18 protein-coding genes are annotated in these 22,451 nt (G+C 72.6%); 8 read left to right on the forward strand and 10 right to left on the reverse strand.

What is annotated here, in order from left to right; all coding sequences use genetic code 11:
• Window positions 1-31: 31 nt before the first annotated feature.
• Both ACFWE2_RS10780 and ACFWE2_RS10785 read right to left on the reverse strand, forming a co-directional pair.
• Window positions 32-1,075 (reverse strand): CU044_5270 family protein, encoded by a 1,044-nt coding sequence (locus tag ACFWE2_RS10780; protein ID WP_377224220.1) that lies wholly within the window; start codon window positions 1,073-1,075, stop codon window positions 32-34.
• Complete coding sequence (locus ACFWE2_RS10785; RefSeq protein WP_377224221.1) at window positions 1,072-1,716, reverse strand: RNA polymerase sigma factor; 645 nt, start codon at window positions 1,714-1,716, stop codon at window positions 1,072-1,074. Before ACFWE2_RS10785 ends, ACFWE2_RS10780 begins: the two co-directional genes overlap by 4 nt.
• 163 nt (window positions 1,717-1,879) lie before the next feature.
• Here ACFWE2_RS10785 and ACFWE2_RS10790 point away from each other — a divergent pair, with 163 nt between their 5' ends.
• From ACFWE2_RS10790 to ACFWE2_RS10815, 6 genes are all read left to right on the forward strand, one after another.
• Entirely contained in the window at window positions 1,880-2,536 is a 657-nt protein-coding gene (locus tag ACFWE2_RS10790; protein ID WP_116673411.1) for an ATP-binding protein, read from the forward strand.
• A gap of 70 nt (window positions 2,537-2,606) precedes the next feature.
• Window positions 2,607-3,812 (forward strand): glycosyltransferase, encoded by a 1,206-nt coding sequence (locus tag ACFWE2_RS10795; protein ID WP_377224222.1) that lies wholly within the window; start codon window positions 2,607-2,609, stop codon window positions 3,810-3,812.
• 41 nt (window positions 3,813-3,853) lie between these two features.
• On the forward strand, window positions 3,854-4,912 hold the full coding sequence (locus tag ACFWE2_RS10800) for a LacI family DNA-binding transcriptional regulator (RefSeq protein ID WP_377224223.1): 1,059 nt from the start codon (window positions 3,854-3,856) through the stop codon (window positions 4,910-4,912).
• A gap of 220 nt (window positions 4,913-5,132) precedes the next feature.
• Entirely contained in the window at window positions 5,133-6,263 is a 1,131-nt protein-coding gene (locus ACFWE2_RS10805; protein WP_377224242.1) for a Gfo/Idh/MocA family protein, read from the forward strand.
• A gap of 86 nt (window positions 6,264-6,349) precedes the next feature.
• Window positions 6,350-7,573: a dihydrodipicolinate synthase family protein gene (locus tag ACFWE2_RS10810; protein ID WP_377224224.1), complete on the forward strand. Its 1,224-nt coding sequence runs from the start codon at window positions 6,350-6,352 to the stop codon at window positions 7,571-7,573.
• Window positions 7,570-8,481, forward strand: coding sequence for a sugar phosphate isomerase/epimerase family protein (locus ACFWE2_RS10815; protein ID WP_377224225.1), 912 nt, complete (start codon window positions 7,570-7,572; stop codon window positions 8,479-8,481). Before ACFWE2_RS10810 ends, ACFWE2_RS10815 begins: the two co-directional genes overlap by 4 nt.
• A 59-nt stretch (window positions 8,482-8,540) precedes the next feature.
• Here the strand turns inward: ACFWE2_RS10815 and ACFWE2_RS10820 are convergent, their stop codons facing one another.
• From ACFWE2_RS10820 to ACFWE2_RS10845, 6 genes are all read right to left on the reverse strand, one after another.
• Window positions 8,541-9,248, reverse strand: coding sequence for a ferredoxin-NADPH reductase (locus tag ACFWE2_RS10820; protein WP_377224226.1), 708 nt, complete (start codon window positions 9,246-9,248; stop codon window positions 8,541-8,543).
• The gene (locus ACFWE2_RS10825; protein WP_377224243.1) at window positions 9,245-10,084 is read right to left on the reverse strand and encodes a carbohydrate ABC transporter permease; all 840 of its coding nucleotides are present in this window, start codon (window positions 10,082-10,084) and stop codon (window positions 9,245-9,247) included. The genes ACFWE2_RS10820 and ACFWE2_RS10825 overlap by 4 nt, the downstream gene beginning before the upstream one ends.
• Entirely contained in the window at window positions 10,084-11,037 is a 954-nt protein-coding gene (locus tag ACFWE2_RS10830; RefSeq protein WP_377224227.1) for a carbohydrate ABC transporter permease, read from the reverse strand. The genes ACFWE2_RS10825 and ACFWE2_RS10830 overlap by 1 nt, the downstream gene beginning before the upstream one ends.
• Window positions 11,038-11,153: 116 nt before the next feature.
• Complete coding sequence (locus tag ACFWE2_RS10835) at window positions 11,154-12,449, reverse strand: extracellular solute-binding protein (protein ID WP_377224228.1); 1,296 nt, start codon at window positions 12,447-12,449, stop codon at window positions 11,154-11,156.
• A 68-nt stretch (window positions 12,450-12,517) separates the two neighbouring features.
• Window positions 12,518-14,419, reverse strand: coding sequence for a DUF2264 domain-containing protein (locus ACFWE2_RS10840; protein ID WP_377224229.1), 1,902 nt, complete (start codon window positions 14,417-14,419; stop codon window positions 12,518-12,520).
• Window positions 14,416-15,438 (reverse strand): hydroxyacid dehydrogenase, encoded by a 1,023-nt coding sequence (locus tag ACFWE2_RS10845; protein WP_377224230.1) that lies wholly within the window; start codon window positions 15,436-15,438, stop codon window positions 14,416-14,418. Before ACFWE2_RS10845 ends, ACFWE2_RS10840 begins: the two co-directional genes overlap by 4 nt.
• Window positions 15,439-15,611: 173 nt before the next feature.
• On the opposite strand from ACFWE2_RS10845, the gene ACFWE2_RS10850 reads away from it, so the two are divergent.
• Complete coding sequence (locus ACFWE2_RS10850; RefSeq protein ID WP_377224231.1) at window positions 15,612-17,507, forward strand: heparinase II/III family protein; 1,896 nt, start codon at window positions 15,612-15,614, stop codon at window positions 17,505-17,507.
• The gene (locus ACFWE2_RS10855; RefSeq protein WP_377224232.1) at window positions 17,504-18,685 is read left to right on the forward strand and encodes a substrate-binding domain-containing protein; all 1,182 of its coding nucleotides are present in this window, start codon (window positions 17,504-17,506) and stop codon (window positions 18,683-18,685) included. The genes ACFWE2_RS10850 and ACFWE2_RS10855 overlap by 4 nt, the downstream gene beginning before the upstream one ends.
• A 59-nt stretch (window positions 18,686-18,744) precedes the next feature.
• On the opposite strand, the gene ACFWE2_RS10860 is transcribed toward ACFWE2_RS10855, so the two are convergent.
• Window positions 18,745-20,295: a rhamnulokinase family protein gene (locus ACFWE2_RS10860; protein ID WP_377224233.1), complete on the reverse strand. Its 1,551-nt coding sequence runs from the start codon at window positions 20,293-20,295 to the stop codon at window positions 18,745-18,747.
• Window positions 20,292-22,379 (reverse strand): bifunctional aldolase/short-chain dehydrogenase, encoded by a 2,088-nt coding sequence (locus ACFWE2_RS10865; protein ID WP_377224234.1) that lies wholly within the window; start codon window positions 22,377-22,379, stop codon window positions 20,292-20,294. The genes ACFWE2_RS10860 and ACFWE2_RS10865 overlap by 4 nt, the downstream gene beginning before the upstream one ends.
• Window positions 22,380-22,451: the final 72 nt, after the last annotated feature.

Here is a 22,451-nt window from a genome sequence, read left to right on the forward strand (position 1 = left end):
CACCTGACCTTCTACCGATCACTCACGGACGTCAGGGCTTCTGGCCCACCTCGTCGACTATGCCGGAGTCGAGGAGCGCCACGTCGTAAGCCGCCCCGTCCTCAGTCGCCGGCACACCGCTGGCGAGCTTGTCCGGTGACCAGAGCTGGCGGAGGCCCAGGAACTCGTTCGTCTCGCGGTCGAAGATGAGCTCGTCCCGACCCTCGGTCTCGAACGTGAAGCCCACCGCGACGCCGGGCCGACCGGCCGCGTCGTGGGTGTCACCCGTGACGGTCACACCCGGGATCAGCGCGATCGCCCCGAAGATCGCACTCCGGGCCTGGGGCGGCGCGCTGCCAAGTGTCAGGATCTCCTCCGCCCGCTCGAACGTACCGGTGTCGGGGAACGGCTCCCCCGTCTCCCCTGCGTGAACTGGGGGCAGGGCGGTGTCCCGCAGGTACTGCAGCATCACCTCGGCGTCCCCGTCCGTGGGGAGGTCCTCCGGGTAGGCCGGGAAGTTCCCGCACCACGACTCGGTGCCCTCGGCGCACGGCGTGAGCGGCAGCGACTCGCGGCTGCCGTCCGGATCGACCTCGTTCGGCTCGGTCCAGCCCTCGCTGAGCCCCGTGTGCAGGCCGTCGATCGACGTCCACGTCTCGCCGCCGCCCGCCGCCAGATACTCGACGTCGCCTCCCACGTAGTAGCTCGAGACGGACTTCGTGTACACGAACTGGTCTGCCCGCGGAGCCCACGGCTCCTGCTCCGCCTCGGCCGCCGCCGCGTCCTGCAGCACGGCGGCTGCCGCCGCGTCGATCCCCAGACCCGGCTGCTCGCCGTCGCCCGCCCCGCCAAGGGTCGGCCCCAGGACCATCGCCCCGGTGAGGGCCGCCGCCACACCGCCGACCAGGGCCACCCGCCGCCCCCAGGGCCGGCGCAACGGGATCACGTCACCGGCCACGGCCCGGTCCGGCGCGCTCGCCGCACCGTCGTCGGCCACGAACCCGGCCACCACCCGCTCGCGCAGCGCCGCGGGCGCCCCGCCCGGCGGGTCCAGGTCTGTCCCGGCAGCCCGCAGCATCGTCATCTCGTCGTTCATCGTCCCGCCTCCAGCTCGTCCGTCGCGCCCGTGCCGAGCACGGCCCGTACCTGTCGTCGTGCGCGGTGCAGCCGTGACCGGGCCGTACCCGGGCGGATGCCCAGCGTCTGCGCTATCTGCTCTTGCGTGAGGTCGCCCCAGGCCTCCAGCAGCAGCACGTCCCGGTCGCCCGGGGTCAGCCGCCGCAGCGCCTCCGCGAGCTCCGGTCCGGCGGCGTTCGCGCTCACCCGCTCGGCCACCCGGTCCGCCGGCGACTCCTCGGTGCGCCCGACGTCGGACCGGGCCCAGGCACGCAGCCGCGCCTCCTCCGACCGGTACCACCGCGCGATCTCCTTGGTGGCGATCCCGTAGAGCCAGGGCCGGGCGTCCGGCCGCGACCGGTCGTACGTGTTCCGGCGTCGGAACGCGATCGCGAAGGTCTCCGCCACCACGTCCTCGGCGTGCTCGGCCCCGACGCGCCGGTACGCGTACCGGTACAGCCCTTCCGCATACCGGTCGTAGAGCACCGCGAACTGCTCGGTGTCCTGGTCGGCCGCGGCGATCACCGCGGCGTCGGTGGTGATCACGGGGCCGGTCACCGGGCCGGCCTGGACCCTGGCGCCGGACCACAGACCCGCCCGCGGGACCGTCCCCGCGCTCACGTCGGCCGTCCCGCCGTCGGCCCGGTACGAACGTGTCTCATATCGCTTCCCCTTCGCCTCGCCGCACCCACTGTCACCCCTGTATCGCCACGAGCACACGAAAGTGTTCGCGCCCATGACCGACGGCGCGCGCAGCGGGCCGCGTGCGGGAGAATTGCCTCTCGTGACCGACCCAGCGCCCGAGCCCACCCTCTTCGACCTCCCGCCGGGTGCCCGGCGACCCCGGGCACGCGTGGTGCTGCTGACCGGGCCGTCCGGGTCGGGCAAGACGTCGCTCACGCAGCGCCTCGGGCTGCCCGTGGTGCAGCTGGACGACTTCTACCTCGACATCGACCATCCGGGCCTGCCGCAGCGGTACGGCAGCGTGGACTGGGACAGCCCCGAGACCTGGGACGGCAAGGGTGCGCTCGCCGCGCTGCACGAGCTCGTGACCGAGGGCCGCGCCGACGTCCCGGTGTACGACATCCCGACGTCGCGCCGGACGGGCATCCGCCGGCTCGACATCGGCGACTCGCCGCTCGTCCTCGCGGAGGGCATCTTCGCGGCGCACCTGGTCGACGTCTGCCGCGCCGAGGGCCTGCTCGCGGACGCGATCTGCCTGTCCCGGCCCCGGCTCGTCACCTTCTGGTTCCGGTTCCTGCGGGACGTCGCCGAGGCCCGCAAACCGCTCGGCACGCTGCTGCGCCGCGGAACCTCGCTGCTGCGCGCGGAGCCTGCGATGATCGAGCGGTGGGTCGCGCTGGGCTGCCGCGAGACTTCACCCGCCCAGGCGGAGAAGGACATCCGGAATCTCCTTGTGCAAAAGTCCTTGAACACGTAATCCTCGCGTAACCGAATTGCCACGTACCCCACATGCCCAGGCCTCACCCTGGGCGCAGGAGGTGGTGTCTGTGATCCAGCGCAACAACTTGCGTGTGCTCTCGCTGTACGAGGGCTTCTTCAGCGGTGGGGCTCGTGTCCTGCACTCGACGGTGGTCGCCGGTCTGCATCAGGGCGGTCGTCAGCAGCATTCCGTGCTGAGCCTGCACCACGAGGTCAGGCGTGAGGCCACCCTCCAGCGCATGGAGGACGACCCCCGGTACCGCGCCCTGCGCGCCGCGGGTGTCCGGATCGGTTCACTGGGCCGGAGCACCGACGCGGGCCATGACCCGCGTGCGTTCACGGAGACGGAGCTCGCGGCCGCCGTCCGCCAGGCCAAGAGCTCGCACGTGGTGCTGTCGCTCAAGGAGCAGCCGCTCCGGCTCGTGAACCAGGACGCGTTCCCGAGCCGTCCCGTCATCGCCTGCCTGCACCGGTCCGACCCCGAGCACCAGGGCGACGCCCTGGGCGATCTGCTGACCGCGGCGGACCGCGGCCGGCTCGCCGCCGTCGTCTGCTGTGCGGAGTCGACGCGCGACGCGTACCGGGAGGCCGGCGTGCCCGCCGACCTGCTCCGCGTGGTGCCGAACGGCATCAACCTCGCCCGGTTCCGCCCGGTCCAGGGCGCGCGCCGGCTGGCCCTGCGGGGTGCGGCGGGAGTGCCGGCCGACGCGACGGTGGTCGTCTACGCCGCGCGGTACGACGAGATGAAGAACCCCGAGCTCTTCCTCCGGTCGGCCCGCACGTTCCTCGAGCTCGAGCCCGACGGCCACGTGCTGATGTGCGGCGCCGGGATGACGTCGGCCAACCCGGCCCTGCAGGACGACCTCGCCCGCATCTTCGGCGACCGGCCCGACCTGCTGACCCACGTCGACCTGCTGGGCGTGCGCCACGACATGGAGCTGATCTACGCGACGGCGGACGTCGTCGCGCTCACCTCGACGTTCGGCGAGGCCGCGCCCCTGTGCCTGATCGAAGGCTCGATGTGCGGGGCGGTGCCCGTCACGACCCCCGTCGGCGACGCGCCGTCGATCGTGGACCGCATAGGTTTCGTGACGTCGTTCGACCCCGCCGAGATCGCCGCGACCTGGATCGAGGCCGCCGCCCGGCGCGAGGAGCTGGAGTCGGCCCGGACCGCCGTCCGCCCCCGGTTCAGCCACATCCGCATGATCGCCGGTTACTCGACGATCATCGAACGCACCCACCGCGAGGCGACCCTGAAGCCCCTGCGCGTCTGACTCGGTGATCACGGGGGCGTCGGACACGGCAAGATGACCTCATGTCCGACGCCCCCGTCACCCTGAGCCAGGTCGCCCGAGAGGCCGGCGTCTCACTCGCCACGGCGTCGCGCGCCATCAACGGGAGCGCCACCCGCAGCGTCCGCGCGGACCTGCGCGAGCGTGTCCTGGAGACGGCACGCCGGCTCGACTACTCGCCCGACCCGAGCGCGCAGGCCATGGCCCGCGGCCGGACGTCGGCGCTCGGTCTCGTGGTGCACGACATCGCCGACCCGTACTTCTCGACCATCGCGGCCGGCGTCGCGCGCGCCGCCGAGCGCGAGGGCCTGATCGTCACGCTCTCCTCCACGGAGCACAGCCCCGAACGAGAGCTCGCCTTCGTCGAGCTGGCCCGGCGGCAACGGTCCCGCGCGATCATCCTCGCCGGCGGGCGGCTGGGGCCGGACAGCGGGCCGGACAGCGGCCCGGCCCCGGGCCCTCTGGAAGCAGCGCTGAGCGCGTTCCAGGCTGCCGGGGGCAGGGTCGCACTGATCGGGCAGCCGATCGGCGGCCTGCCCGTGGTCGAGATCGCGAACGCCGACGGCGCTGCCGACCTGGCCCGGGCCCTGCACGGCCTGGGCTACCGTCGGTTCGCGGTGCTGGCCGGCCCGGCGGGGCACCGCACCGCGGCGGACCGCACCACCGGCTTCACCGGCGCCCTCGCGGAGCTCGGCGCCCCCGTCGCTCCCGACGACGTCCTGACGTGCCCGTTCACCCGCGACGGCGGCTATTCCGCGATGCGCGATCTGATCGAGCGGTCCGGCGGGGCGCCGGACTCCCTTCCGGAGCTCGTCTTCGCCGTCAACGACGTCATGGCGGTCGGCGCGATGGCCGCCGTTCGCGACACGGGCCGCAACGTGCCCGGCGACGTCGCGGTGGCCGGGTTCGACGACATCCACACGCTGCGCGACGTCTCGCCCGGCCTGACGACGGTGCGGATCCCGCTGGCGGAGATCGGCGAGCTGGCGACCGACCTGGCTCTGGGCCGCTCGGGCCAGGCCGGGACGCCGGTCCACGGCGAGGTCGTGCTCCGGGACTCGACCCCCCGCCGAGCAGGCTGACCGCTCGAGTTCGGCAGTTCGCCGCGAGGTCGGCAGTCCGCATCGAGGTCGGTCCAGGCCTGTGCCGATCTCGGTACGGACTGCCGACCTCGGCGCACGCCACGGGCCGCCGGGTGCCGGGCCGTTCCCCCGAGCCCGTCCAGTGCGCTATTCTCCCTGGGAAAGCGCATTCCCAAGCCACGACGATGGAGTCTCGCCCGTGACCACACTTCGCATCGCCATGAACGGCGTCACCGGCCGCATGGGGTACCGCCAGCACCTCGTGCGCTCGATCCTGCCGATCCGCGACCAGGGTGGCGTCGCGCTCCCCGACGGTTCCCGGGTCCAGGTCGAGCCCGTGCTGGTGGGCCGCAACGCTGACAAGCTCAAGGAGCTCGCCACGCTGCACGACGTGGAGCACTGGACCACCGACCTGGACACGGCGATCGGTGACGCCGACATCGTGTTCGACGCCGCGATGACCAACCTGCGTCCCGCGACGCTGTCGAAGGCGATGCGGCAGGGCAAGCACGTGTACACCGAGAAGCCGACGGCGGAGACCCTCGCCGAGGCCGTCGACCTCGCACGGCTGCAGGCCGAGACCGGCGTGACCGTCGGCGTCGTGCACGACAAGCTGTACCTGCCGGGCCTCGTCAAGCTGCGCCGCCTCGTGGACGAGGGCTTCTTCGGCCGCATCCTGTCGCTGCGCGGCGAGTTCGGCTACTGGGTGTTCGAAGGCGACACGCAGGCCGCCCAGCGGCCCTCCTGGAACTACCGCAAGGAGGACGGCGGTGGCATGACCACCGACATGTTCTGCCACTGGAACTACGTGCTGGAGGGCATCCTCGGGCAGGTCAGGACGGTGACGGCGAGGACGGTCACGCACATCCCGACCCGCTGGGACGAGTCCGGCAAGGAGTACGCCGCCACCGCCGACGACGCCGCGTACGGCATCTTCGACGTCACCACCCCGGACGGCCACGACGTCGTCGCGCAGATCAACTCGTCCTGGGCCGTGCGCGTGTTCCGCGACGAGCTCGTCGAGTTCCAGGTGGACGGCACGCACGGCTCCGCGGTCGCCGGCCTGCGCGAGTGCCGCGCCCAGCACCGGTCGCACACGCCCAAGCCGGTCTGGAACCCGGACCTGCCGGTCACGGAGCCGTTCCGGGACCAGTGGCTCGACGTCCCCGCGAACGCCGACCTCGACAACGGCTTCAAGCTGCAGTGGGAGGAGTTCCTGCGCGACGTCGTCGCCGGGCGCCCGCACCGCTACGACCTGCTGTCGGCGGCCCGTGGCGTGCAGCTCGCCGAGCTCGGGCTGCGGTCGTCGGCGGAGGGCCGCCGGCTGGACATCCCGGAGATCGTGCTGTGACGAAGGGTGCGGCGCAGGGTGCGGAGCGAGGAACGAGCCACGCGCCCGGAGCGGAACACGAGGAACAGCACGAGAAAGGACAGCCTGTGAGCGGGGCGCAGGTCGTCCTTCCGCTGTTCGACGGCGACGGCCGGGTCACCGGTTCCGAGACCGTCGAGCTGAGCGCCCCCGGCCCCTGGACGCGGCCGTCGCGACCCATCGAGTCCCGCATCGCCTTTGCGGCGGCCCACGTGGTGCCGCAGGTCGGGGCGGAGAACGTCCCGGGCGCGCCCGCCGTCGTCGACTGGGACTCCACGCTCGCCTACCGGCACCGCATCTGGGAGCACGGTCTGGGTGTCGCCGACGCGATGGACACCGCGCAGCGCGGCATGGGGCTGGACTGGGCGGCGACGCAGGAGCTCGTGCGGCGGTCGGCGGCCGAGGCCGCCTCCGTGGGCGCACGTGTCGCCTGCGGTGCGGGCACCGACCAGCTCGCACCCGACGTCGTCGCCGGGCTGGTGCCCGGCAACGCAGGGCTGGCCACCGTGGCCGACGCGTACCGCGAACAGCTCCACCTGGTGCAGGACGCCGGGGCGCAGGTCATCGTCATGGCCTCGCGGGCGCTGGCGAAGGTCGCCCGTGGTCCGGAGGACTACGCCCTCGTGTACGACGCGGTCCTGGCCGACGCCGAGCAGCCGGTGATCCTGCACTGGCTGGGCACCATGTTCGACCCGGCGCTGGCCGGCTACTGGGGCTCGGACTCCGTCGACGACGCCACGGCGACGTTCCTCGACCTGATCCGGGCGCACCAGCCGCGGATCGACGGCGTCAAGGTGTCCCTGCTCGACGCGACCCACGAGGTGGGGCTGCGCCGTTCGCTGGCCGAGCTGTCGGCGGGCGCCTCCGACGTCCGGCTCTACACCGGTGACGACTTCAACTACCCCGAGCTCATCGCGGGCGACGAGCAGGGCCACTCGGACGCGCTGCTCGGTATCTTCGCCGCGATCTACCCGGCCGCCTCGACGGCGCTGCAGGCGTTCGACGCCGGGGACGCCGAGGGCGGGCACAAGATCCTGGCCTCGACCGAGGCGCTGGGCCGGCACATCTTCGCCGCGCCCACGTACTACTACAAGACCGGGATCGCGTTCCTGTCCTGGCTCAACGGCTTCCAGCCCGGGTTCTCCCTCGTGGGCGGGCTGCACTCGGGCCGGTCGCTGCGGCACCTGGTCGAGCTGGCCCGCCTGGCCGACGGCTGCGGCATGCTGCTCGACCCGCCGCTGGCCGCCGCCCGCCTCCGGGCCCTCCTCGCGACGTACGGGGTGCACGCATGAACGTGTCAGAAACTCAGGTCACCCCCGTGACCCCTGCGTCTGACCGGTCGGGGCGAGCCTCGCTCAACACCGCGACCGTCAAGCACGCCTCGCTCGCCGAGGCGTGCGAGGCGGCGGCCACCGCGGGCTTCGGCGCGGTCGGGCCGTGGCGCGACCTGGTGCAGGACGTCGGCGCGGCGCAGGCGGCCCGCATCATTGCCGACGCCGGGCTGCGCGCGTCGTCCCTGTGCCGCGGCGGGTTCCTCACCGCCGCCGACGACGCGGGAATCCGTGCCGCCCTCGACGACAACAAGCTGGCCATCGAGGAGGCCGCGACGATCGGCACCTCGGAGCTGGTCTTCGTGGTCGGCGGGCTGGTGGGCTCGACGCCGGGCGGCGCCCCGACGTCGGCGGTGGACCGCGACCTGGTCGCCACGCGCGGTCGCGTCGCCGACCGCATCGCCGACCTGGTGCCCTTCGCGGCCGAGCACGGCGTGCGGATCGTGCTGGAGCCGCTGCACCCGATCTTCGCCGCCGACCGGGCGGTGATCTCCACCCTCGCGCAGGCGCTGGACCTGGCGGCGCCGTTCGCGGCGTCCGAGGTGGGCGTGGTGGTCGACACCTACCACGTGTGGTGGGACCCCGCGCTGCGGAAGTCGATCGCCCGGGCCGGGCGGGAGGACCGGATCGCGTCCTACCAGGTGTGCGACTGGGTGCTGCCGCTCGCGGCGGAGCCGCTGAACTCACGCGGGCACGTGGGCGACGGGTACATCGACTTCGCGACGATCACGGCATGGGTCCGCGACGCGGGCTACGTCGGCGACATCGAGACCGAGATCTTCAACGAGGAGATCTGGTCCCGCCCTCCGCGGGAGACAGCCGGAACGGTCCTGACCCGCTACCAGAAGCACATCTCCCCCCACCTCTGACCCGTTGAGTGCTGGGTATTTGTTGGCACGAGGCCGTTTGGCCAACAAATACCCAGCACTCAACGGTCTCGGGGGCGGAGGATGAAGCGGCACGTGCCCCACGCCGCGTACAGGAGCGGCGCCGCGGCGAAGCCGAGGCCCACGGCCGGGCGCACCGCCACGACGGACAGCAGCAGGCCGAGCACGAGCAGGACGCCCGCCGAGAGGTACCAGCGCCGGGCGCCGAGCACGAGGGCCGCGAGGAGCACGTCACGCAGGCGGGCGCCGGCCGTGTCGGGCACGGCGGCCAGGGCGAGGACCGCGGTCAGCACCGCCCCGGCGACGAGGGTCACCAGCACCGGGATCACCAGCGCTCCGAGGGTGCGGCCCCAGAAGAAGGCAACGTCGACGGCAGCCACGACGACGGCGCCCGTCGCGAGCGCACCGATCGCGAGGCCTCGGCGCAGGTGCAGGCGCCAGGCGCGCGCGAAGGTGCGCACCACCGCCGTCGACCCGTCGGAGCTGAAGGCGCCGAACACCACGAAGGCCGCGGCAAGTGCCGGGCCCAGCAGAGGCGCCGTCAGGGCGAGGTAGGGCCAGGTCGCGGCGGGGTCGGTCGCCGCGACCAGCACCACGAGGGGCAGGCACGCGACCGCGAGGAGCAGGTTCGTCATCAGCCCCGTGTAGAGCGTGCCGAACACCATCTCGTACGTCTCCGGCCCGATGAGCTGCCGGCGACGCGTCGCCGCAGCGCCGGCCCTCGCCCCCGCGGCGTCCATGGTGGTCACCCCTTCACGCCGGTCGTCGCGATGCCCTGGACGAAGTAGCGCTGGCCGAGCAGGAAGATGAGCGCGATCGGCAGCACGGACAGCACGGAGCCCGTCATGATCAGCGCGTGCTCGGCGTTGTACTCGCCGATGAACGACTGCAGACCGAGCTGGATGGTCCACAGCGGACGGTCACGCAGGTAGATGAGGGGACCGAGGTAGTCGTTCCAGGTCTGGACGAAAGTGATGATCGTCAGCGACGCCAGGGCCGGCACGGACAGCGGCAGGATGATGCGCCACCAGATCCCGTACTCGGACAGCCCGTCGATCCGCGCCGCCTCCGACAGGGAGTCGGGGATGGACTCGTAGTACTGCTTCATCAGGAACACGCCGAAGGCGCCGAACGCCTGGAGCAGCATGATCGCCCACAGGGTGTTGTTGAGCCCCCAGCCGGAGATCATCTGGAACTGCGGGATCATGTACGACTGCCACGGCACCGCGATGGTCCCGATGTACAGCAGGAACAGCGCGTCACGGCCGGGGAAGCGCATCTTCGCGAAGCCGTAGGCCGCGAAGCTGCCGGTCAGCAGCTGCAGGAGGGTCACGGCGACGGACAGCACGAGGGTGTTGCGCACCCAGGTGACCATGTCGGCCTTGACCCAGATGTCGACGTAGTTGCGCCACTGCACCGGGTCGGGGATCCACTGCACCGGTGCCGTGAACACCTGGTTGTTGAGCTTCAGCGACGAGATCACCATCCAGGCGAACGGCAGCATGATCCCTGCCGCGGCGATGATCATCACGACGTAGAGCAGTACCCGGCCGGACCTTCGGGCGGTGGACTGACGGGAGGCCATCACGCGTCCCTCCGCTTGTTGTAGAGGAACTGCACCACGGTCACGAGGATGCAGATGAGGAACAGGACCACCGCGATGGCCGAGGCGTACCCGAACTCGAACTGCTCGAAGCCCTTCTGGTAGATGTACTGGCTCAGCACGAGGGTCGCCTGGCCCGGACCGCCGTCGGTCATGACGAGGATCAGGTCGAAGACCTTGAAGCTCTGGATCGTGACCATGACGGTCACGAAGAACATCGTGGGCCGCAGGCAGGGCAGCGTGACGTTCCAGAAGCGCTGCCAGGAGCCGGCACCGTCGATCCGGGCGGCCTCGTGCAGCTCACCCGGGACGGTCTGCAGACCGGCCAGGAACAGGAGCATGTAGTAGCCCATGTCCTTCCACGTGCCCACGATGATCACGGCGGGCATCGCCCAGTCCTTGGAGACGGTCCAGCCGGGGAGGTCGCCGTCGACGAACAGGCCGATGAACTGGTTGATCGGCCCGTACTCCGGGCTGAACAGCATGTTCCACACCACAGCGACCGCGACGATCGAGGTGATGTAGGGGAAGAAGGCCACCGTGCGGAAGAACGCGGCGCCGCGCAGCTTCTGGTTGAGCAGCAGCGCGAGGGCGAGCGACACGGCGATGGTGATCGGGATGTGCAGCACGGCGTAGTAGAAGGTGTTGCCGAGCGCGGTGTGGAAGCTCTTGTCGCCCACGAGCCGCGTGAAGTTGTCGAGGCCGACCCACTGCGCGGTCCCGAAGATGTTCCAGCTCGTGAGGGACATGTAGAACAGCGTGATCACCGGCGTCAGGGTGAGCACCGCGAAGCCGAGGAAGTTCGGCAGGATGAACGTCCAGCCGATCAGCGCGTTGCGCACCTTCAGCGACGTACGCGGCGCTCTGAGCTGCCGCGAGGGCTCCGGCTGCGAGAACCCGAGGGTTCGCTGGTTGCCGACGACCGGTGTCGTCATGGGGAAGATCTCCTCTGAAGTACTGATGTCCGGAGGCCCGCGCGGGGCCAGGCCTTGGTCGTGGGCGCGACGCGTCCCTTCCAGGAGCGACGATCGCGCTCACGACCAGGCAGGGGTCAGCCGACCTCGTTGGCCACGCGGTCCTCGGCTTCGGTGATCGCCTCGTCCACCGGGGTGGACTCGGACATGACCGCCGAGTGGAGCTCACCCAGGATCGTCTGGATGGCTGCCGTGTTCTGACCCACCGGGTTCTCCGGCAGGGTCTCGTGCGTGGTGTACGCGAAGCGGGACAGCTCGTCCTGGGGCACGCCCTCCAGCGAGAAGATCGTGTCCGCGACCGTGTCGTCGATCAGCGCGGGCGTGATGCCGATCCCGGCGAGCGCGGCGGCGCCCTCGGGGCCCGCGGCGAACTTCAGGAAGTCCTTCGCGGTGGCGATCTTCGACTCGTCGATCCCGGCGTTGATGCCCATCGTGGTCGGGTCACCGAAGCTGACCGGCGTGTTCTCCGTGCCGGCCGTCGACTCGTCGAGCTGCGGGATGGGCGCGATGCCCCACTCGAACGTGTCGGCCGCACCCGAGGCCTGCTCGGCCACGAGCGTGCCGATGTACCACGAGCCCATCGGCATCATCGCCGCCTTCTGGGTGCCGAACTGCGCCTGGTAGGTCAGCTCGTTCGTGGTGACCGTCGCGTAGGACGGCTGCGAACCGGCGTCCTGCATGGCGAGCTCACGCTCGTAGTACGGCGCGAGGTACGAGAAGTCGCCGCCGTCGATGGAGGCGCCGTCGGTCTGCGCGAGCGCGAAGCCCTGCACGGTGGACTGCCAGCTGTGCAGGTAGGTGCCGGTGACCTGCTTCTCGTCGAGGCCCTTGGTCAGCTCCTCCGCGGCAGCGGCGTAGTCGTCCCAGGTCCAGGAGCCGTCGGGCAGGTCGACACCGGCCTGCTCGAACATGGCCTTGTTGTAGTAGAGCAGCCACGTGTCCTGGCGGTAGGGCACCGCGAAGGTCTTGCCGTCGACGGCCATCGGCTCGAGGCCCCCCGTCGCCGGGTCGAGCTCCGCCGCCACGTCCGAGATGTCGAGGAGCGTGCCGCCCTCCTGGAAGGTCACGTAGTTCTTCAGGTTCTTCACGATGAAGACGTCCGGCGCCGCACCGGCCGACAGGTCGGCGGTGAGGGCCGTGTCGTAGTCGTCGCCCGCCGGGTACTCCTTGAGCTCCACCGTGACGTCCGGGTTCGCCTCGTGGTAGGCGTCGGCGAGCGTCTGGAACTCCGGCGTGGACGCGAAGTCCCAGCCGGCCAGGGTGATCGTGACGGGGCCTTCGGGGGCCTCCGGCTCCGACTCGGCGCCGCACCCGGTCAGGGCCAGCGACGCGGCGGCCGCTACGCCGACCGCGCTGATGAGCTTGCGGTTCATTCCTACTCTCCTTCGAGTAATTCCGCTCCCACGACGCCTTGCCGGCGGCTGTCGGGAGCTGCGTGTGGTCAGGGCAGGGTTACCGTGGTCCGTTCCCCGTCCGGCCAGGTCACGGCGGCCTGTCCGGCGGTGAGCTCGAGGCGCGGCTGTCCGAGGGCCGGCGTGCGCGCCAGGTAGATGCCGACGGCTACCCACCCGTCCGGGACCAGCGCGTACCGCGACCAGGGGGTCACCGTCGGGCCGGCCAGCGGGGTGGCGTCGTCGGAGGTCGTCTCGCCGCACACCGGTGCGACGTCGCCCAGCAGCGGGACCACCGTGGAGACGAGACCCGGTCCGGCGGCCCAGCCGCCGATCCGCAGCGCGGTGGCCGCGGTGGTCCCGTTGGTCCCGGCCTCGGCGAGCGCCGAGACGCGAACGAGCCGCACCTCCCAGGCACCGCGGACCAGGGACACCGTCGTGATCCGGCCCGCAGGGGTCGAGGTGCCGGGCCGGCCGGAGCCGTGGTCGGGGACGGTCGGGTCGGCCACTACCCAGTGGGCCTCGGCCGTCGAGGACAGCACGGCCGCGGTCCCGACGGGTTCAACCACAGGTCCGGTCTCGAAGCCCGTGCGGTGCGTCGCCAGGTCCTCGGCGTCGAGCAGCACCACCGACTGGTCGAGGGGCGAGTCCCACGCCGCGGCGTCGAGCAGCGGCGAGGTCGCCGTCGAGTAGCCGAGCCGCGCGTAGAGGGGTGAGTCGCCGACGTCGGCCCCCGGTACCTCGTGGTCGGTGCCGTGGTTGATCACGCGGACCAGGCCGTCGTCGCGCGTGGCACTGATCGCCCAGCCGGGTGCGGCGGCGATCGCGAGCACGTCGCCGGCGTCAACGGGAAGCGGTTCGGGGGCGGCGGTCCACACCTCGTGGGACGCCGGCAGGGCCAGGCCGAGCAGGCCCTTGCTCGCCCAGTAGGGCGACCCGGGGCCGCTGTACCGCTGCGCGATGGGGCGCCACGGACCGTGCCAGCCGAGGGTGAGCAGGTCGCCTGGTCCCGGCACGTCGTGCTCGGCGAAGTGCCGCACGATCCGCGTCGCCGCCTCCCTGATCTGACCGGGGCGGCCGACTCCGGCGAAGGCCCCGGCCCAGAACGGCGCGGCGGCCGCGAAGCGGTAGGTGAGGCTGCGGCCCTGGATGAGCGGACCGCCGTCCGACCCGACGAGCGCCAGTGCGTCGTCGAGGTAGCGGGCCAGGTGCTCCCGGTCGGCCGCCGACCGTGTCGCCAGGTCGTCGCCCGCCGCCGACGCGACCTCCGCGGCGCCCGTCATCCGCTCCCACAGGGCCGGGTACAGGTGCAGGGCCCAGCCCGCGTAGTGGTCGTAGCTGCGTTCGGGACCGTCGGCGAACCAGCCGCCGGGCCGGCGGAACCGGTCGTGCGCCGCGAGGTCGTGCACCATGTCGTCGGCGGAGAACGGGCCGCCGACCGACCGGAGGAACGTCTCGACGACGATCCGGAACCAGACCCAGTTGTTGTCCGGGTAGCCGGGGTCGCCGACGACGGACGCGAGGTACTCGACGGTCCGTTCCTGCACGTCGGGCGACAGGCGGTCCCAGATCCACGGCCGCGTCATGTCGAGGATCAGGGCGAGCGAGGCCGCCTCGACCTTGGCCTGGCCGTGCTCGTCGGGCCGGGTCCAGCGCTCGGGGTGCGCGGGGTCGGTGCCTGCTGCCAGCCCTGCCGCGTACCGCTCGGCGAGGCCTGTCGGGTCCACCCCGTCCTCACCGGCGAGCCGGAAGCCGGCCAGCAGGAACGTGCGCGCGAACCCCTCGAGGCCGTCGACGGCGGTGCCGTACCCGCCCGGCTCGCCGGGCAGCGTGATGAGCGACCCGCTCGGCGAGGCGTACGGCCGGACCCCGGCCAGGAGACGGTCGGCGTAGGCGGCGAGCCAGGCGCGGGCCTCTGGCCCGCTCTGCAGGGCGGGGACGTGGTGGCTCATGCGACGAACTCCATGTCGGCGCGGGTCACGGCGCTCCGGGGGGCGTCGCCCCGCGCGTACCGCTCGAGCTCGTCGAGCGCCGCTGCGGTCATCCGCCGCGTCTCCGTACCGAGCGACCCCGCGATGTGCGGCGTGATCATGACGTTGGGCAGGTCGTACAGCACGGACGAGGCAGGCAACGGCTCCGGCTCCGTGACGTCGAGCATCGCGTAGATGCGGCCGGCCGAGCACTCGCGCTCCAGCGCCGCGGTGTCCACGACGGCTCCGCGCGCGGTGTTGATCAGGGTGGCGCCGTCCGCCATGAGCGCCAGCTCGCGGGCGCCGATCAGCTTGCGTGTCGAGGGCAGCTCGGGAACGTGCAGGGAGACGATGTCGGACGCGGCGAGCAGCTCGTCGAGCGGCACCAGCCGAGCGCCGGCCTCGGCCACCGCGGTGGCGTCCGCGTACGGGTCCGCGACGAGGATCTCGCGCGTCTCGGGGCCGGAACCCGGCACGGTCAGCCGCGCCACCACCTGGCGCCCGGTCCGGGAGAAGCCGACGATCCCGACCACCCGGTCCCGGTTGGACAGGACCTCGTGCTCGCCCAGGTAGGACCAGTCGTCGCGGCGCGTGCGGGCGATGTTCGCGAGGAACGGCGCCTTCTTGCCCGCCATGAAGATCGCGGCCACCGTGAACTCCGCGACCGGCAGGGCGTTCTCCGTGACGGCGTTGGTGACGAGCAGCCCGCGCTCCCACACGGCGTCGGACACGAGCGGCCGGACCGTGCCCGCGCAGTGCAGCACCGCACGCAGGTTCGGCGCGAGATCGAGGACCTCCGCCGTGATCCGGGGAGCACCCCACGAGGTGAGGAGCACCTCGACGTCCGCCAGCCGTTCCTTGGCCTCGGGCGTGTCGTAGGCGGTGACGCGTACCGGCTCGCCGAGCCGCGCGAGCTCGCGCAGCCGGGTTTCCTCCTCAGGACCGAACTGCATCTTCCGCGCTCGGTCGTCCATGACGAGCAGGACCTCAGGTCGCCGCACCACCGCTCTCCTCCCCATCGAGTTCGCGTTCGCCTGATCATCCAGCCGAACAGTTCCGATCAACTACGATCGAACGATTGCTCATTGAAGCCCACGCTGTACCGCCTTGGCAAGCCCCTGGCCCTCTGCGGGGAAATCCTCTACGATCATTTTCGATCACTGGAGGACAGCACATGACAGCAGCGCCGCTGCCTGCTCCCGACGTCACCGACCGGAGCTTCTGGGCGTCCGACCGCGTCGTCGAGGCCCTCGTACCGACGGAGGCGACGGCGGACGCCGAGCGCGGCACGCCCTGGCCGCAGACCCTCGCCTCGCAGTACGCCCGGTTCTTCCGCGACGGCGACCGCAGCGTCTACGAGGCGAAGGTGGCCGCCCGGCACGCGCGCCTCACCCGCGCCACGCTGGCGGCGCTGCTCGACCCGCACGCCGACCGGGTCGACGAGGTCGTCGACGGGGTCCTGCTGCTGTGCGAGCAGTCGTCCTGGTGCTGGGCGGCCCACGACGACACGTACACCCGGTTCGGCCGGGTCACGCCGACGGTCACCGAGCCGCATCTCGACCTCGGGGCGGGCGAGGTCGCCGCACAGCTCGCGTGGATCGACCACCTGCTCGGCCCGGTGCTCGACGAGCGTGCCCCCGGCGTGCGGTGGCGGATCCGGCTGGAGACCCAGGCCCGGGTGCTGCGGCCCTTCACCGAGCGCCGCGACTGGTGGTGGCTCGGCGTCGACCACCCGATCATGAACTGGAGCCCGTGGATCCAGGGGAACGTGCTGGCCGCCAACCTCGCGCTGGAGGAGGACCCGGACCGGCGCCGGGCCGTCACCGCGCTCGTCGCGGCGGGGATAACCGCCTACTGGGCGTCGCTGCCCGCCGACGGCGGGGTGGACGAGGGCTACAGCTACTGGTGGCAGGGCGCCGCCCGCGCGCTGGAGGCGCAGGACCTGCTCCGGTACGCGGGGATCGAGCCGGAGCCTGCGGCGCTGGAGCGCATCCACGCGACCATCGCCTTCCCGCACTCCATGCACCTCGGCGGCGACTGGTACGTCAACGTTGCCGACAGCGTCGCGCGCCCGCTCGCGACCTGGCCGTGGAACGTCGTGTACGCCTGGGCGCTGCGCGTGGGCGACGGCGCCGCCGCCCGGCACGCGGCCGCCCGGCGCGGGCTGCCGGGTGGCCTGTTCGACGAGCGCGCCTCCCTTGCCCGGGCGGTCCGCATGCTCTCCGATGCCGCGTGGGCCGAGGCGCCGACCGCCGCTTCGCCCCTGGTCGGGCGGGCGCACTTCCCCGCGACGGGCGTCGCCGTGGCGCGCTCGACGCCCGGGTCCGCGCGGGGCCTCGCGGTCTCGGTCAAGGGCGGGCACAACGACGAGAACCACAACCACGTGGACGTGGGCTCGGTCGTCGTGGCGCTCGACGGCGTGCCCGTGGTGGTCGACGCCGGCAAGCCCACGTACCGCGCGGGCACCTTCGGGCCGGACCGGTACGACCTGTGGATGGTCAGGGGCGACTGGCACAACGTCCCCCGGATCCGCGGGGTCGAGCAGGCCCCGGGCGAGCAGTTCCGCGCGCGCGGCTTCGACGTCTCGGACGGCGGGGCGCCGGGCCCTCGGGTCTGGCGCGCCCGCCTGGATCTCGGCGCGGCCTATCCGGTGGACGGGCTCGTCCGCTGGTGGCGCGAGACCACGCTGGACCCGGACGCCGACACGGTGACCGTCGAGGACTCCTGGCGGTTCTCGGACGCGGCGCCCCCGGCGTCCTCGGCATCTGCCGCCGGCGCGACGGCCTGGCACTGGCTCCTGGCCGGCGACGTCGCGCTCTCCCCCGGCCGCGCACAGGTCCGGTTCACCCCGGACGGCGGCCCGGCGAGGGCACGCGTACTCTCCCTGACCTGGGATCCTGATGCGGTCGACGCCGAGCTGGACGTGCGCGAGCTGGACGACCCCGAGCTGTCGGCCGTCTGGGGCGAACGTCTGACCCGGTTGCGGCTGACCGCGCGTACCGAGGCGCCGTCCGGCACGTTCCGAGTAACCATGAGACCCACCGGGTCCGTACCGCAGGAGGTTGCATGACTGAGGAAGCGCCGCTCCCCAGCGAGCGTCGGGCGCGCCTCATCGCGCGAGTGCGGCAGACCGGTTCGGCGCGCGTGAGCGACCTGTCACGCGTGCTCGGCGTGACACCCGTTACCGTGCGACGCGACCTCGCCCTGCTCGTCGCGGACGGCACGCTGGAGAAGGTGCACGGCGGTGCCCGGATCCCGGCCCGCAGCGCGGGCCTCGGCGCCCGCACGGACGCCGGCACCGGCATCCCTCGGCCCGCTCCGGCGTCCGAGGGCCGTGTCGACCAGCTCACCGTCGGCATGGTCGTGCCCTCCATCGAGTACTACTGGCCCGAGGTGATCCGTGGCGCGCGGGACGCCGCGCACGGAGCGGTGCGGCTGATCCTGCGCGGCGCGTCGTACGAGGTCGACCAGGTGCGGCGCCAGGTGGCCGCGCTCGTCGGGGAGGACGGCGGACAGGGCGTGGACGGCCTCCTCGTGGCACCGCCCGTCGACGGGCCCGAGGCCGCCGAGCTCGGCGAGTGGCTGGCCGGCCTGAACGTCCCGGTGGTGCTGATGGAACGGCGGCTTGCGGCCGGACCGTACCGCGAGCCGCTGGAGTCGGTGGCCACCGACCACGCGCTCGGCTCCGGTGTGGCCACGCGCCACATCGCGGAGCGCGGGCACCGGCGGGTGGGGCTGGTGACGTCGCGGACCAGCCCGACCTCGGCCGCCGTGCGGCGCGGCTTTCTCGCGGTGGCGGGCGAGCTGGGTCTCGACGTGGTGCTCGACCTGGAGACCGTGCCGATGTTCGACGCCGGCTGGGCCGACGAGGCCGCCGCCGTGCTGGACAGGTGCGCCGAGACCGGGGCCACCGCGCTCATCGTGCACTCCGACCGGGAGGCGATCTCGCTGGTCGAGCAGGCGCAGGAGCGCGGCGTTCGGGTACCGGCGGACCTCGCGGTGATCGCGTACGACGACGAGGTCGCCGGCCTGGCCGATCCGCCGCTCACCGCGGTACGGCCGCCCAAGGCGGCGATCGGCGCGGGCGCGCTGGAGCTCCTGCTGCGCCGCCTCGCGTCCCGGGCGGACGCCGCGGCGGCGCCGGGCAGCGAGGGTGGCGACGCGGTGACCGGGGCGGACCGCCCCGTACACCGCATAGAGCTGAGCCCGCGCCTGGTCGTGCGCGCGTCGAGCGCCCCGCACGAGTAAACCGTTGAGTGCTGGGTATTTGCGCCGTAGAGGCGTCGCAGCGCACAAATACCCAGCACTCAACGGGCCGGGACGGGGGCCGGCCACGACCCACCGCTTTCGCGCGGCGGGTCATAGCGCCGCAGGGAGCTGCTCTCGCGCACCACGTCGCGGAGCGCCGTCAGGTCGCCGGACACGACGCCGACCGCGCGTGCCTGCACGAGCACGTTCCCGAGCGCCGTCGCCTCGACCGGTCCCGCGATCACGGGCAACCCCGCCGCCTCGGCCGTGAGCCGGCACAGCAGCTCGTTCTGCGACCCGCCGCCGACCACGTGCACCGCGTCCACGACCACGCCTGCCAGGGCAGATGCCTCCCGGATCGCATGGGCGGACGCGGCGGCGAGGCTGTCGAGGATCACGCGGACCAGGGCCGGCCGCGCACTGACCGTGTCCGGACGAAGCTCGACGCCGAGACGGGCGACGGCGTCGGAGACCCGGCGGGGCATGTCGCCAGGGGCGAGGAACTCGTCGCCGTCGACGTCCACGAGGCAGCGCCCTCCTGGCTCGGCCTCCGCCGCTGTGAGCAGGCCTGGCAGGTCGACGGGCGCGCCGTCCGCCGCCGCCCAGGCCCGGACGCACTCGTCGAGCACCCACAGCCCCATGACGTTGCGCAGGTACCGGACCGTGCCGTCGAGCCCGAGCTCGTTGGTGAAGTTCGCGGCGCGGCTCGCCTCGGTGAGCACGGGAGCCGGCAGCTCCAGCCCGACGAGCGACCATGTCCCCGACGAGATGTACGCCGCAGAGGCCCCGAGCGGGGCCGCCGCCACGGCGGAGGCCGTGTCGTGCGAGGCGACCGCGAGCACGGGCACGTCGCCCAGCCCCGTCGCCTCCCGTACCTCGGGCAGCAGGTGCCCGACGGCGGCGCCGGGCTCGACGAGCTCCGGCAGCCGCTCGCGGAGGCCGGCGAGCTCGGGCCGCGCTGCGGCGAGCCGGTCCAGGAGGTCGGCCGACCAGTCGCGCGAGCGAGCGTCGAGCAGCCCGGTGGTCGACGCGTTGGTCACCTCGGCGACCCGCCGCCCGGTGAGCCGGTGGACGACCAGATCGGGGATCAGCAGAAGCTGCTCGGCGCGCGCCCACTCGTCCGGCCCGCCGTTGGTCGAGCCTGCCGAGGCCTCCGCGACGAGCTGGAACTCCGTGGTGAACGGCAGATGCTGCAACCCGTTGACCGCGTAGTGGTCCGCGAACGAGATCTGCCGGTAGAGCTCGTCGGCGACCCCGTCGGTGCGCACGTCCCGGTAGCAGTGCGGGTCCGCCACCAGCGTGCCGGCGTCGTCGAGCAGCCCGTAGTCGACCGCCCACGAGTCGACGCCGATCCCACGGATCTCGACGCCCCGTTGGTGCGCGACCTCGCCGGCGGACCGCAACCCGTCGAGGATCCCGCGCCACAGCACACCCATGTCCCAGCGGAGCTCGCCGCGCTCGCCGGGTACGGGTCCGTTGGGGAACCGCCCGCACTCGACGAGCTCGACCTGCCGGCCGTCCACCACGCCGAGCATCACCCGGCCGCTGGTCGCGCCCAGGTCGATCGCGACGAAGCCGGCGGCCTGCTCGGCCGGTGGCTGTGGGCTCACCGCAGGAACGCCGCTGACACGCCCGCGTCGACAGGCACGTGCAGGCCCGTCGTGTGCGAGAAGTCGGACGTGCAGAGCGCGAACACGGCGGCCGCCACGTTCTCGGGCAGCACCTCGCGCTTGAGCAGGGTGCGCTGCGCGTAGAACTCGCCGAGCTTCTCCTCCGGCACGCCGTACACGGCCGCCCGGTTGGCCCCCCAGCCCGACGCGAAGATGCCCGACCCGCGCACCACGCCGTCCGGGTTCACGCCGTTCACGCGGATGCCGTGCTCCCCCAGCTCCGCGGCGAGCAGCCGCACCTGGTGCGCCTGGTCGGCCTTGGCCGCAGAGTAGGCGATGTTGTTCGGCCCGGCGAACACCGAGTTCTTGGAGGAGATGTAGACGATGTCGCCACCCAGCCCCTGGTCGACCAGCACCCGAGCCGTTTCACGTGAGACCAGGAACGAGCCCTTGGCCATGACAGCGTGCTGGAGATCCCAGTCGGCCTCTGTGGTGTCGAACAGCGACCGGGACAAGGACAGGCCGGCGTTGTTCACCACGAGGTCGACGCCGCCGAACGCGAGCACCGCCTCCCGGATCCCGGCCTGCACGGCGGCCTCGGACGAGACGTCCATCGCGACACCGATCGCGACGTCCGCCGAGCCCAGCTCGGCCGCGACGTCGGTCGCCCTGGCAAGATCCAGATCCGCGACCACCACGCACGCGCCCTCGGCGGCGAGCCGCTGCGCGATCGCCTTGCCTATGCCCGACGCCGCCCCCGTCACCAGGGCGACCCTCGTCGCCAGCGGCTTCGGCGCGGGCATGCGCCGCAGCTTCGCCTCCTCGAGCGCCCAGTACTCGATGCGGAACTTCTCGTCCTCGGCGATCGGCGCGTAGGTCGAGATCGTCTCCGCGCCGCGCATCACGTTGATCGCGTTGACGTAGAACTCGCCGGCCACGCGCGCCGTCTGCTTGTCGCGCCCGTACGAGAACATGCCGACGCCCGGCACCAGCACGATCGCCGGGTCGGCGCCGCGCATGGCGGGCGGCTCCTCGCCGCGGGCCCGCGCCGCCGCCGCGCCCCGCTCGTAGTAGGCGGCGTAGTCGGCGCGGTACGCCTCGTGCGCGGCCCGGAGCGCGGTCACCGTCTCCTCGACGGTTGCCGACGTCGGGACGTCCACCACCAGCGGCTTCACCTTGGTGCGGAGGAAATGGTCGGGGCACGAGGTGCCGAGCCCGGCGAGCGGCAGCAGCCGCTCCCGCGCGAGGAAGTCCAGCACGACGTCGGAGTCGGTGAAGTGGCCGACCTGCGGCGCGTCCGCTGACGCGATGCCGCGGATCACCGGGGCGAGCGCTGCCGCCCGGGCACGCCGTTCGGCGTCGGGCAGGGGTTCGTAGCCGGGGCGGACCGCCCCGAAGGGGTGGGTACCGAGGGCCGCCGTCCGCGACTCGATGAACGCCTCGGCGCGCCGGATGATCCCGAGCGAGCGCTCCTCCGCCTCGTCCGACGTGTCACCCCAGGCGGTGATGCCGTGCCCGCCCAGGATGCAGCCGATGGCCTGCGGGTTCGTGGCCTTGATCGCCGCGATGTCGAGGCCGAGCTGGAAGCCGGGACGGCGCCACGGCACCCAGACGACCTCGGAGCCGAAGATCTCGCGGGTGAGCGCCTCGCCGTCGGCCGCGGCGGCCAGCGCGATCCCCGAGTCGGGGTGGAGATGGTCCACGTGGGCGGCGTCGACCAGGCCGTGCATGGCCGTGTCGATCGACGGCGCCGCGCCGCCCTTCCCGTGCAGGCAGTAGTCGAACGCGGCGACCATCTCGTCCTCGCGGTCCAGGCCGGGGTACACGTCGACGAGCGCGCGCATCCGGTCGAGCCGCAGCACGGCGAGGCCCTGGGGCCGGAGCGTGCCGAGGTCCCCGCCGGAACCCTTGACCCACAGCAGCTCGACGGGCTCGCCCGTCACGGGGTCGGTGGCGGTCCCCTTCGCGGACGTGTTGCCACCCGCGTAGTTGGTGTTGCGAGGGTCGGCGCCCAGCCGGTTCGAGCGGGCGACGAGCGAGGTGACCGTCGGGTCGTCCGTCGCGTCGGCAGTCTGGTTCGTCATCGGGCTGCTGCTTCCGTCTCTGTGGGTTCTGCCCCGTCGGTCGAGCCTGGCGGGACCGAGGTCGCGGCCAGC

It is taken from the genome of Promicromonospora sp. NPDC060271, assembly GCF_042726755.1.
GTDB lineage: Bacteria > Actinomycetota > Actinomycetes > Actinomycetales > Cellulomonadaceae > Promicromonospora.

What these genes read in the sequence shown, in the direction of transcription:
- ACFWE2_RS10830 (WP_377224227.1), bottom strand. Translation starts at nt 11,037, where the DNA reads ATGACGACACCGGTCGTCGGCAACCAGCGAACCCTCGGGTTCTCGCAG.
- ACFWE2_RS10815 (WP_377224225.1), top strand. Translation starts at nt 7,570, where the DNA reads ATGAACGTGTCAGAAACTCAGGTCACCCCCGTGACCCCTGCGTCTGAC.
- ACFWE2_RS10850 (WP_377224231.1), top strand. Translation starts at nt 15,612, where the DNA reads ATGACAGCAGCGCCGCTGCCTGCTCCCGACGTCACCGACCGGAGCTTC.
- ACFWE2_RS10835 (WP_377224228.1), bottom strand. Translation starts at nt 12,449, where the DNA reads ATGAACCGCAAGCTCATCAGCGCGGTCGGCGTAGCGGCCGCCGCGTCG.
- ACFWE2_RS10780 (WP_377224220.1), bottom strand. Translation starts at nt 1,075, where the DNA reads ATGAACGACGAGATGACGATGCTGCGGGCTGCCGGGACAGACCTGGAC.
- ACFWE2_RS10800 (WP_377224223.1), top strand. Translation starts at nt 3,854, where the DNA reads ATGTCCGACGCCCCCGTCACCCTGAGCCAGGTCGCCCGAGAGGCCGGC.
- ACFWE2_RS10840 (WP_377224229.1), bottom strand. Translation starts at nt 14,419, where the DNA reads ATGAGCCACCACGTCCCCGCCCTGCAGAGCGGGCCAGAGGCCCGCGCC.
- ACFWE2_RS10865 (WP_377224234.1), bottom strand. Translation starts at nt 22,379, where the DNA reads ATGACGAACCAGACTGCCGACGCGACGGACGACCCGACGGTCACCTCG.
- ACFWE2_RS10825 (WP_377224243.1), bottom strand. Translation starts at nt 10,084, where the DNA reads ATGGCCTCCCGTCAGTCCACCGCCCGAAGGTCCGGCCGGGTACTGCTC.
- ACFWE2_RS10805 (WP_377224242.1), top strand. Translation starts at nt 5,133, where the DNA reads ATGAACGGCGTCACCGGCCGCATGGGGTACCGCCAGCACCTCGTGCGC.
- ACFWE2_RS10855 (WP_377224232.1), top strand. Translation starts at nt 17,504, where the DNA reads ATGACTGAGGAAGCGCCGCTCCCCAGCGAGCGTCGGGCGCGCCTCATC.